At 60.1% G+C, this 11913-nt stretch carries 5 protein-coding genes; all 5 read left to right on the top strand.

The window, feature by feature from the left end; translation table 11 throughout:
* The first annotated feature begins 171 nt into the window (after positions 1–171).
* The 5 genes from cobG (at position 172) to HKK52_RS17195 (ending at position 11880) form a co-directional block, all read left to right on the top strand.
* Positions 172–1473, top strand: a complete 1302-nt coding sequence (gene cobG, locus HKK52_RS17215) for a precorrin-3B synthase (protein WP_169371816.1) — start codon at positions 172–174, stop codon at positions 1471–1473.
* Positions 1466–2092: a precorrin-8X methylmutase gene (locus tag HKK52_RS17210; protein WP_169371815.1), complete on the top strand. Its 627-nt coding sequence runs from the start codon at positions 1466–1468 to the stop codon at positions 2090–2092. The genes cobG and HKK52_RS17210 overlap by 8 nt, the downstream gene beginning before the upstream one ends.
* On the top strand, positions 2092–2823 hold the full coding sequence (locus HKK52_RS17205; RefSeq protein ID WP_169374257.1) for a precorrin-2 C(20)-methyltransferase: 732 nt from the start codon (positions 2092–2094) through the stop codon (positions 2821–2823). Before HKK52_RS17210 ends, HKK52_RS17205 begins: the two co-directional genes overlap by 1 nt.
* Positions 2823–4520: a precorrin-3B C(17)-methyltransferase gene (gene cobJ / locus HKK52_RS17200; RefSeq protein ID WP_169371814.1), complete on the top strand. Its 1698-nt coding sequence runs from the start codon at positions 2823–2825 to the stop codon at positions 4518–4520. The genes HKK52_RS17205 and cobJ overlap by 1 nt, the downstream gene beginning before the upstream one ends.
* Positions 4521–4800: 280 nt before the next feature.
* Positions 4801–11880, top strand: coding sequence for a TcdA/TcdB pore-forming domain-containing protein (locus HKK52_RS17195; RefSeq protein ID WP_169371813.1), 7080 nt, complete (start codon positions 4801–4803; stop codon positions 11878–11880).
* The last annotated feature ends 33 nt before the right edge of the window (positions 11881–11913 follow it).

Raw genomic sequence — 11913 nt, 5'->3', positions numbered from 1 at the left:
GCCAGAGTATGTCCACCAAAATGTCCGGTGCTGGATCCGGTCTGTGATGAGACGGCGGCGACGGCATTCTGCCCGCCGGCTTTTCATGCTTGGGGGCAAAGCAGGCATAATGGCGGCTTTTCGCCCCTCAGGCACTCCTAGCCAGCCGGTCACCCCTTGAACGAACGCCCGATGTCCACCGCCTTACGCCCCTCGGCTTGCCCGGGGTTGCTGCGTATCGTCCAGGCATTGGACGGCGGTATCTGTCGGATCAAGTTGAATGGCGGTTCGATCAGTGCCGATCAGGCTGACGCAGTGGCCAATGCCGCCGAGCGCTTCGCCTGCGGCGTGATCGAGGCGACCAACCGCGCCAATCTGCAGATTCGCGGGATTGGCTGTGAAGAAGCGGCGTTGATCGACAGCCTGTTGGCTGCCGGGTTGGGACCACGCACCGCAGCGGGCGACGATGTGCGCAACCTGATGCTCAGCCCGAGCGCCGGGATTGATCGGCAGATGTTGCTCGATACGCGGCCGTTGGCCGAACAGATCCTCAACAGCCTGCAAAGCCATGAACGTTTCCACGGGTTGAGCGCCAAGTTCGCCGTGCAACTCGACGGCGGCGAAGGCTTGGCGATGCTCGAACATCACCATGACCTGTGGTTGAGCGCGGTCGAGCAAAATGGCGAGTGCCTGTTGGCGTTCGGCCTGGCCGGCTGCCCGACGGACGTGGCCCTGGGCGCGGTGCAACTGGAGCACGGCCACGCACTGGTGATCGCAGTGCTCGATGTGTTCCTCGACCTGGCGCGCCCCGAGCAGACCCGCATGCGTCATCTACTGGCCGAATACCCGCTGGCCGGGTTTGTCGCGCAACTGGCCGAGCGTGTACCGCTATTGTCTGTCGTCGGTGTGCCGCGTGCTTCGGGTGTCCTGCATCTCGGCGCACATCCACAACGTGAAGCAGGCCGAGTTTATGTCGGCGCGGTGCCGCCGCTGGGCCGGCTCGACTCCGGCATGCTCCGGGGCGCCGCACAACTGGCCCGCGAACACGGCGATGGCAGCCTGCGCTTCACACCGTGGCAAAGCCTGCTGCTGCCCAATATCCACGAGGGCGACGCTGCTGAAGTTATCCACAACCTGGAAAAACTGGGCCTGCGCTGTTCCGTCGACGATGCCATGGCGCATCTGATCGCCTGCACCGGTTCCGCCGGTTGCGGCAAAGGCCTGGCCGACACCAAGGGCGATGCCCTGCAACTGGCGGCATTGCTGCAACGCCACGGCCAAGTGCTGGATGTTCACCTGTCCGGCTGCCCGCGTTCCTGCGCCGCCGCGCACATTGCGCCAGTCACCTTGCTGGCGATTTCTGCCGGTCACTACGACCTCTATTTTCGCGATGCCACGCTGCCGGGTTTCGGCGCGCTGCATGCAAGCAACCTTACTATTGAAGCGGTCGCGGCCTTGCTCGACGCCCGCTCACGGAGCCCCCTTGATGCTTGATTACATCCGCGACGGTCAGGAGATCTATCGCAACTCCTTCGCGATCATTCGTGCCGAGGCCAACCTCGAACGCATCCCGGCCGACCTGGAAAAACTCGCGGTGCGGGTGATCCACGCCTGCGGCATGGTCGAGGCCATCGACGGTCTGCAATTCTCCGAAGGTGCCGGCAAGGCTGGGCGCGATGCCTTGGCCGCCGGTGCGCCGATTTTGTGCGACGCACGGATGGTGTCTGAAGGCGTGACCCGCGCGCGCCTGCCCGCCAACAATCAAGTGATCTGCACCCTGCGTGACGACAGCGTTCCAGAGTTGGCCCGAGAGTTGGGCAACACCCGTTCCGCCGCCGCGCTGGAGCTATGGCGTCCGCACCTGGAAGGCAGCGTGGTAGTGATCGGCAATGCGCCGACCGCACTGTTTTACCTGCTGGAGATGATCGACGCCGGCGCGCCAAAACCGGCGCTGATCCTCGGCTTCCCGGTGGGTTTCGTCGGTGCCGCCGAATCCAAGGCGATGCTCGCGGCGGACAGTCGCGGTGTGCCGTTCGTGATCATGCAAGGCCGGCTGGGCGGCAGCGCCATGGCCGCCGCCGCCGTCAACGCCCTCGCCACGGAGATCGAATGATGCAGCCAACTGGACGCTTGATCGGCCTGGGCGTCGGCCCCGGTGATCCGGAACTGATTACCGTCAAAGCCCTGCGCCTGCTGCGCGAATCGCCGGTGGTGGCGTACTTCGTCGCCAAAGGCAAAAAGGGCAATGCGTTCGGCATCATCGAAGCGCATTTGCAAGAGGCGCAGAACCTGCTGCCGCTGGTGTACCCGGTGACCACCGAAGCGTTGCCGGCGCCGTTGTCCTACGAGCAAGTCATCAGCGATTTCTACGACACCGCCGCCGAACAGCTTGCAGAGCATCTGGATGCCGGCCGCGATGTGGCGGTGATCTGCGAGGGTGATCCGTTCTTCTACGGCTCCTATATGTACCTGCACGATCGCTTGGCCGAGCGCTACGTGGCCGAAGTGGTGCCGGGTGTCTGCTCAATGCTCGGCGGCGCTTCGGTACTGGGTTCGCCGCTGGTGTATCGCAATCAGAGCCTGTCGGTGTTGTCCGGCGTGTTGCCTCACGACGAGCTCAAGCGGCGTCTGGCCGATGCCGATGCGGCGGTGATCATGAAGCTGGGGCGCAACTTCCCCAAGGTGCGTCAGGTGCTGGAAGAACTCGGTCTGGCCGGGCGCGCGCTGTACGTCGAGCGCGCGACCATGGCCAACCAGAAAATCGTCCCGCTGGATGAAGTAGAGCCGATGTCCTCGCCGTACTTCTCGCTGATCATCGTGCCCGGCGAGCGGTGGCAAGGGTGATGGGCCGTCGTGCTCCGGCCATTGTCATCCTCGGCAATGGCAGCCTCGCTACGGCGCGGCGGATTCAGCAGCGCTACCCGGATGCAGTGATCCACGGCCTGGCCGGGCGGGTCGACGGTGCCGACCACGACTATCAAGCGTTCGGCGCGACCCTGCGCGAGCTCTATCAGCTCGACACGCCAATTATCGCCCTGTGTGCGGCGGGCATTGTCATCCGCACCCTGGCGCCGTTGTTGCTGGAAAAAGGTGTCGAACCGCCTGTGCTGGCCGTGGCCGAAGACGGCAGCGCCGTGGTGCCGCTGCTCGGTGGCCTGGGCGGCGTGAATGTGTTGGCGCGCGAGATCGCGGCTGCGCTGGACGTCGCCGCCGCCATCACCACCAGCGGTGAACTGCGTTTTGGCACCTGCCTGCTCAACCCGCCCAGCGGTTACGCCCTCGGCGATCTGGAGTTGGGCAAGCGCTTCGTTTCGGATTTGCTGGCGGGCGAATCGGTGCGCATCGAAGGTCCGGCGCCGTGGTTGGCCGAAGCGCAATTGCCGGAGGATCAGCAGGCACGATTGGCGATTCATGTCGGGCATGTCGAGCGTCAGCCGGACGCTAATGAACTGCTGATTTATCCGCGCAATGTGATCGTGGCGCTGACGGCGGGAGCAGCCGAAGCCATTCGCACCGCATTGCATGACGCCAATATTGCCCTGCAATCACTGGCCTGTTTGTTGGCCGATGACAGCGAAATGGCCAACCCGGCGCTGCGCGAGGCGGCGCTGGAACTGGGTGTGCCGCTGCGTTTCAGTGCATGCCCCGGCAGTGTGCTTGAGCTGGCCGAAAGCGCAGTGCCGGGGCTGCTGACATCAATTGAAATCAACGACTCGATGGCCATCGCCGTCGCTTCCGACCCCCTCGATCCATTGCTGATCGGCCGCCCCCGCGGGCGTCTGGCGGTGATCGGCCTCGGTCCCGGCGCCGCCGAGCTGATGGTGCCGGCAGTCAAGGCCGAACTGGCCCGCGCCAATGACGTGCTGGGTTATGAGACGTATGTGCGCATGGCCGGGCCGTTTCGCCCCGATCAGGTGATGCACTGCACCGACAACCGCGAAGAAATGCAGCGTGCCCGTCACGCCTTTGAACTCGCGGCGCAGGGGCGCTCGGTGGTGGTGGTGTCGTCCGGTGATCCCGGCGTGTTCGCCATGGCCGCCGCAGTGCTCGAAGCCTTGCACGAGTCGAGCGATGCCACCTGGCACAACGTCGATCTGGAGATTCTTCCCGGCGTCTCTGCCTCCCTGGCCACGGCCGCCCAGGCCGGTGCGCCGCTGGGGCATGACTTCTGCGTGATGTCGCTGTCGGACAACCTCAAGCCGTGGTCGATCATCGAGAAACGCCTCGATCTGGCCGCTCAGGCCGACCTGGCCCTGGCCTTCTACAACCCGATCTCCCGTTCGCGCCCGTGGCAATTGGGACGCGCCCTGGAGATCGTCGCGCAGCACCGAGCTGTCGCAACGCCGGTGGTGTTGGGGCGTGACATTGGTCGCCCGGGCCAGACTTTGCGTGTGACCACGCTGGGGCAGTTGACCCCGGATCAAGTGGACATGCGCACGATGGTGCTGATCGGTTCGTCTACCACCTGCGTATTCCCACGTGTCGGCGGCGGCGAGTGGGTCTATACGCCGCGATGGTATGGCGACAAGCCTGCGGGTTGAGTGAAAACGCCTCTTCTGAGGCGTTTTTTTTTAGCACTCGTTATATCCAGTATTAGTTATCGGGTAGTTGCTGGAGTTTCAAGTTGTGTAGAAACTAATTGAATATCTTTGCGATTTGATAAGTCTGGGATGAGTCGTTAGTTTGGATGGCCGGTGATGATCCGGATCGCGAATAAATATTACCGTCTGATTAGCCTGTTACAAGCGCCGTATTGCCGCGCCTGTTCTATGTGCTCGGCTGTGCCCAATGATGTGTTTTGTTAAATAAGGATATTTAACTATGAGTCAACAGGAAGTTGTGAGTGGTCATGAGTATGTCGGTGTTGCCGATCTTATAAAGTTTTCCGAACTGGAGCGCGTGCTTGAGCCTTATAAATCGACGGATGAGTACAAGGCCATTTTTCGTTATTACCAGGGCTGCATTGACGCCGAGAATGATCAGGCGCTGCTTCACCCGTTGGCATTGCTGGATGAAGCATTGGGCTCACTGACTTCCCCGGTACGCGCACGCCGGGATACGGAGGAACCGCTGTCTGCCGACAACAGTGCAGAGACTGTACTCGATCTTTATCAAAAGGTTAGCGACTACGGCGTCCGCGTGGCGCAGAGTGTCGAGACGCTGAACAGCGCATTACCGCAAGTTCCCAAGAAGCTGCATTTTGTCTGGCTCGGCGGTGGCATTGGGGAGATTCAGCGAGACTATATAAATGTCTGGAAACAAGTATTGGCGGCAGAAGGCTATGAACTAAAACTGTGGTATGACAGTGACGCCTTACTGGCGTACGAGACCAATCGTATCGTGGTAGAAGCGGCCAAGGCTGACGCCATGAAAGAGGGCGGTGACGCAGCGGGCATTTCAGGTTTCGAACTGGCCGATTTGTACGAGGAGCGCGTAGCCGCTTCGAAAGAACAAGTGTTCAACCACGTTACGAACGCGCCAGTCAGTGCCGATGAGGCGCGAATCGATTTGCTGGTTAGAGGCTATGCGCAAAACGAAAGTGCGCTCAGAGCGCTTCGGGAACGCAACCTGAACACCTTGCAGGCACTGACTGACGCTCAATTGCAATTGGTGGATATTCGTCCCGCTGCCGGGTCCTTTCCCTTGTTTGATATCTATGAACGGGAGATTGGGTTACGCGCTAATCTTGCCGCCGCCTCGGATGTTGTGCGCTACCAGGTACTCTATAACGAGGGTGGTATTTATTGTGACAGCGATTATCTCCCTGCATTTGTGGATGAACTGGGTGAGACGCCATCAAAAGATATTATCGGACCGAAAGCCAATCTGGGTGTCTTGCAACTGATCTTTGAACGTAACCCCCATCTCATGCCCGGCCGTGTGAAGGTGGCCGAAAAATATGCCAGGTACATCGAAGAGATTCCTGCGCAATACTTGAGTAAGTTGGAGCAATTCGCCAATAGCCATCCGTCCATTCCTGATATTTTTACGGCGACTCGGGATCTGAATGTTGCCAGCAACGCATTACGAGCGGCTTTTGTCGATAACACAAGTTTGAACAATTCGTTCCTCATGGCTCATCCAAAATCCAAGGTCATTGAGTCGGTGATGGACCGTGTGCGATTCATGTACGAATTACGAGATGAGTTCGTTGTTCTGTCGACTACTCAAGGGGTCTCCATCACTGATCAAAAACGAGTGCAAAACGCCGAGGAGCTCTTTGCAAGCAGAGAGCATTCGCTGGCGTTGGCGGAACCCCAATTTATCAATCGCGCGGACGCGCTCACGAGCTATATGGCGGATGGGCTCATCCCCAAGGCCCAAACAACGATTTTCATGACCGGCCCGGATGCCATGCGGGTGGGCATGGACCTCTACGAAGCGGCAAATCTTACGCCCGATGCGGCCATACAGTTCCGCAAGGAAGCGGAACTGAGGCAAGGTTTCAATTACTTCACTGAAGAAGAGCAAGATCATAGTTGGAAGGAATCGATAACAGACTGGGAGCAATGGCGCGACAGCGAACAGGGAAAATGGAAACAAGGGCTATTCAAAGCCCACTACAAAGGTGACATGGCAGAACTGCTCAAACGCCAATCCATCGAGTTCGACGCAGGCTGGCCTTTGATCGAAGGCCGACATGTGTTGTTGACCGATATCCTCCAGCGGCTGCTCGATCACTTCGGCGAGCCATTCTTCAAAGCGATGAGTCAAGGCATTGATGGCATCGTAACGTTCGACAAGTTACTGCCGCTGAGTTTTGACGATCGACAGGCGATCATCGCTCAAGACCCTTTGGCACTCCCGCCCGTCACGCTGAGCGACGCCACGACTCGGGACCTTTCCCTTATTGAAGTGCTTGAACGCCTGGCCAGTGGTTCGTGGCTCAAGGAGCATTTAAGTGCCGCCCAGCGCTTGCTGCTCGGTCCAGTGCTGGGGCTTGAGTCACTGGATAATCGCAGCTTTGCAGCGATGACCGGAGAACTCGATGACCTGGCTGCAAGACTGAGTAATCAAGGCGTCGCGAGCCAGTATGCGGTGATCGAAGAGCAGTTGCTCAAACACAAGGGCTCGGAGTTCGTGGCGGGGCTCAAAAATTCGGAGCACGGTGATTTGGCGCTAACCGAAACGGCGTTGCTGCTGAAGAAAAATGCCCTGCAGTCGCCCTTGAGCCTGCGCCAATGGGGGCGGCGGGTCGCCAGGATCGAGAAAGTCGCCAAAGCCGAATTCCGTGACCGGCTTACCGAGCGTGCCGCTGACCTGATGGAAACTTTCAAAGAAGGTGAAGCCCGGTTTGTGCCTCAGAACCTGTTGTACGATGGATTCGGTGACACCATCGGTCGACGGTGTTACCCGTTGGTGCTTGCCATGGCGGCAGCGATTGCCAAGGGTGACGCGGCTGTCACAACACTGCGCGAGCGGTTCTTCCTGAGCGTTGAGACGCGTGAGCAGAGCCATTCGCAAACCTTCATGCGCGCCATCGAAGCGCTGCATAGCGTGGATGTGAGCGAGGTCGGAATTCCCCCGCGCCTCAGCTTGCAACACGTCGTGAAGGTACTTGAAGCCCGGACGACGACCGGTACCCTGATGCTCAACGCCGACAACCACGCCATGCTGGTGGCCAAGACGTGGGACGGTGATCGCAGTGCCTATCACTTCTACGATCCGAACGTGTGCGTTGTTGAGTTTGCGACGCCCGAGGCCATGCTCCGTGAGCTCAACAGCTATTTCGGGTCGATGGGCATGGCCGAGTTTTACAGCGCCTACGGCGAACGCAGTCTGCCGACCTTTGACCTGATCGAAGTGCAAGGCGCACAGATTGCGCAACTGGAACTGGCCCCCGGCGTGCGGGTAGAAGATGTGCTGTCGCCCGGCGACTTGAAAGGGATCGACGCGCCCGGTGGGCGAAAACGCCTGGCCAGTGCCCGCGGCCAGTCACTGGTGAACAACCCGCGACTGGGTAAAAGCCTGATGGAGCTGGACAGTCACTGGTGGGGACAACAAATCACCGAGGCCAGCAATGATTTGCTGGGCAAAAACAAGCTGACCTCCGACTTCATCCCGTTATTCGAGACCCTGGAAATCAACGCCAGTGGCGACTATCACCTGAGCCTGATCAAACCTGAAAAGCCCGGCAGCCCCGAGCAACTGGTGCGGGTGACAACCGACGATTCGCGGTTCTTGCGCATCAAGAACCATCTCACCGAACTCTTCGACCAATTGACCACGCGCCGGGTCGGCTCGCTTGATCCGACCAACGTTGGCGCGGTACACACCCTCAATGTCGGTTTCGCGATCCAGGCCCTGATGAAGCTGTTACGCAGCCACGACGGAGAGGATCGGAACCTGACCCTGGCGGTGCGCCTGCACGCCTATGTGAACTACGCACAGTTGATCCATGGTCTGGTCACGGATATCGCAGGTGTCATTAGCCTGGTGCGTCAGGGTCTGGCCCAGGAGCGGCTGATTGCCGAGACCAGTTCCACGGTGGCGGGCGAAGCGCTGGGACGTATAGCGGGGGAAGGTCTCGGTACGGTGCTGGGGATGGTCAACGTCGGGTTCGATCTCTACCAATTGAGCCAGGCGGACAACGATGTCGACGTCGCCCGGTTCAGCACTCAACTCGCTTTTGACTACGCCAGTCTCGTGCTCGGTGCTGCCGGCATGGGCGCCGGCCTGGCGTCGGCTGCTACGGCGGCTGCTTTCCTGGGCGGGGCGTCGGTGATAGTCGGCGGGCTGGCCGTGGGCGTGGCGGCATTGGCCGAGGGCTTCGCCATGGTCGCCGAACGGTCGAAACAGGTTGGCGTGTTTTTCTACGAACTGGATCAGGCCTATCGCGGCGCTGCCTTCAGTTGGGACAAGAAACAGAAGGCCTGGCAGGCGCATCCGAAACTGGTGATCCAGAGCCTGAACCTGCGCGACGGCGTGGTGACGTATGGCAGTCAGCGGTTGTTCCCGCTGCGCGATCATTTCGGCGTACCGGATTTCGATGTCGATTACGACCGTGCGATCAATCTCCGCCAAAGCCTTGGGTTGCCTGGCTCGGCCAGGTTCAGCCCGGCCGCCGGTGAGGTGATTATCCTGCCCTGCACACCTCAAACGTTTTATGGCTACGACTACCATTCGTTGCCCTTTGCCTCGACGCGGCATGACACCGGTTTTGATATCGCTCGTCGCCTGGAAACGAAGAACGCGCAGGGACAGTGGCAGTTTCTCTTCACGTTTTATTCGTTCCCCGGGGAATACATCGTCCAGGCGATTCACCCGGCTTACCGCCCCGGGACCAGAACCGTCATCCAGGTCACACTCGACGATGAGTCCCGTACGCTGGTGGTGCCGACGCTGCTCAAAAGCTGGCATGACCGGATCGCCTATGAGATCGAAGCGGGCGATGCGCCTTGCACGCTGATGCTGAGCGAAGGCATCAACGTGGAGCTCAAGTCTTCGCTGCTCAAGACCCTGCAATGGGTGTTAGTGGCGAGCTGGGCGCAGGTGGAGGACGTTCAGTTCGTGCGCGGCGCAGGCCTGAAAATCGGCGGGGTCGACATCACATTCAGCGGCAAGGCCGGCTTCGATATCACCCTCCATCTGGCGGGCAATAACCGCTATCGGATCGACCATCATCAACAGGTGCTGATGCCCCTGGAGGTGGACGCGACGCCGGGAACGGATGCACGGGCCTTGCAAACGCACTTCAAGGCACTGGCGCGGGAGCATCGCCTGGAGCAGCCGTACACCCCGGTGCACAAGTTTTTGATCCCGTTCGATGACCCGCAGGAACAACGCTACACCACCGCCTACTACGACTCGGCCCAAGACCGTTTCCTCTACATTCAGGACGACGATGCCCGGGTGCCCGACGATTCGCAGCTGGGTGCCGTGGTCGATGGTTCCGCGTATTTCTATCACCCGCAGGGGGCTGACGTGTTCAAGACCGATGCGGTGAGCGGCTTGATCAGCCACCGCTATCGCCTGATGCTCAAGACCGGAACGTCCACCATCACTCAATGCACCGCATTACCCGGTGGCGAGGTCAAGGTTGTCCAGGCATTCATTCAGGATGACCAGAACTACAGTGTCGAGTATTTACTGACCGACGACGGCGCGTTCCTGAGTTCGCTGGCCCGAGGTCTCGATACCACCCTGGAGGACGTTCTGGGGCTGGCATCGACGCTGGTCGACTGGAAACCGTTACTGGGCGATTACATCGCATGGCCCACGGTGCCCTCGCTCGAACGTTTCGATACATCGACCTGGCAGTTGGCGGCGTTCGTTGCCATTCACTGGAATCCGGAACAAGGCCGCAGCGACATGAGTTGGGTGCGCAGCAGCGACGGCTTGATTGTTCGACCGATACCGCCGCGACACCACGCCCGGGGGTGGCCGGACTTGGAGAAAGACCAGAACCAACTGAGTCTGCTGACGCCAGCCGGCACTGACGGCGATGTATTTGTCATCTACAGACACGCCAGCGCGCGACTGTGCGTACAGCGTCGCACCATGGTGGATGAACAGGTAGCGCTGACGGTCGAGTGGAAGTCCCTCGAAGGTCTCAAAAACGTTGTGGTGGCGCAAGAAGGTTGCGTGGCGCTGACCGAGAAGGGGGTGTACTACGAGGTGACACCTCAGGGCGAGTTGCAATTGAGGGGAGTGACCGAGGCCTGGTTCAAGGACCGGCCGCAATGGTGGTTGCAGTTACCTGCGGTCGTCGCGCAGGTACCTTCGGCCACGCTGGCCCTGATCGGACTGAGCAATGCTCGCGGTGATGCGCGGTTATGTGCCTGGTACCTTGAAGGTCGCTTGCTGCTGGCCGATCCGGGGCATGGCAAGGAAGTGCGATTGCTGGGGCCTACCCCGGACAGTAAGGCGGCCTGGCTGTTTGACGTCACTACTGGCGAGATCTATCGCCAGGCCTTTATCGACGACAAGCAACTGTCAAAGGCCTTTGGTGAGGGCACCCGGCTGCTGGCGCCTGAAGCACTGCCAACACCACAACCGTCATGGAGCCCATGGGTCTTCACCGACGTGACGCGCCGTGGCGCCGGCCTGCTGGCCACGACCGTGGAAGGCATCGAGATGGCGCTGAACCATCAAGAGCCTGCATTGATCACCGGTGTCGACAGCCAATGGGTGCGGACACACGACAGTGCCTTGACCAGACACCTGCGTGCGCTCGTGGAGAACTGGCAGCATTGCGCGCCGTTGCTTCGCGTGGCTCATCCGTGGCGCCAACAATGGTTTGTCAGCAGCAGTGGGCGTTTGATCGACGCGGCCAACGTCGCCCATCCCGACTCATCCGTTGTGGTGGGTACTCGGCAGCAGACCAACGTCATGCTGTTCGACGGCGCCGATGGCGTATTGCGCAGCTATCCGCTTACCGAGACCGTCGTGCCGTTGGCGTACATGCAACGCAACGTCGACACGCTGACCGTTGAAAGCAACTCGACACTCGATGATGTACTGCCGCTGATTCCCGATGACGTGACTACCCTGGTTTTGCGGCTGGGCCATGGCGGTACTACGTGTCGACTGTCGCAGGCGGCCTGGCGAAGACTGGAGTCGGTGATCGTCGACTGCCGGCCACCCTTGGGCAGCCAGGCCACAGTACCGGTAATCCTGGCATTGACGCTGGATTCACCTGAGCAACTGATCGTCAGTCTGACGGATGAACACTTGGTGATACTCGATCCTGATACGTGCCATAGCCTGATCTTTCGTGACGCCAATGCGAAAGATGTCACGCTGCGGGGGGAGGTGTTGCTGTCGATAAGTGGTTATCGGGACTTTGCCGTTTCGGCCTTGGCGCGTGTTTTGGCGGTCAACCCGGAGCCTGCGGCGGGTGAAGCGCTAAAAGCGTTTCTGCCAGCCGTGCAAGTTGCAGAAGAAGAATTGCAAGCATGATCTCTGACACTCGGTGCGCTTCAGTCTGAGGAT

It is taken from the genome of Pseudomonas sp. ADAK2, assembly GCF_012935755.1.
Lineage (GTDB): Bacteria > Pseudomonadota > Gammaproteobacteria > Pseudomonadales > Pseudomonadaceae > Aquipseudomonas.
Note: the sequence above shows the minus strand (reverse complement) of the source record. Positions and strands in the feature narration are given on the sequence as shown.

Bases quoted from the DNA above. Each gene is read 5' to 3' on its own strand.
- cobG (WP_169371816.1), top strand. From the start codon at position 172: ATGTCCACCGCCTTACGCCCCTCGGCTTGCCCGGGGTTGCTGCGTATC.
- HKK52_RS17210 (WP_169371815.1), top strand. From the start codon at position 1,466: ATGCTTGATTACATCCGCGACGGTCAGGAGATCTATCGCAACTCCTTC.
- HKK52_RS17205 (WP_169374257.1), top strand. From the start codon at position 2,092: ATGCAGCCAACTGGACGCTTGATCGGCCTGGGCGTCGGCCCCGGTGAT.
- cobJ (WP_169371814.1), top strand. From the start codon at position 2,823: ATGGGCCGTCGTGCTCCGGCCATTGTCATCCTCGGCAATGGCAGCCTC.
- HKK52_RS17195 (WP_169371813.1), top strand. From the start codon at position 4,801: ATGAGTCAACAGGAAGTTGTGAGTGGTCATGAGTATGTCGGTGTTGCC.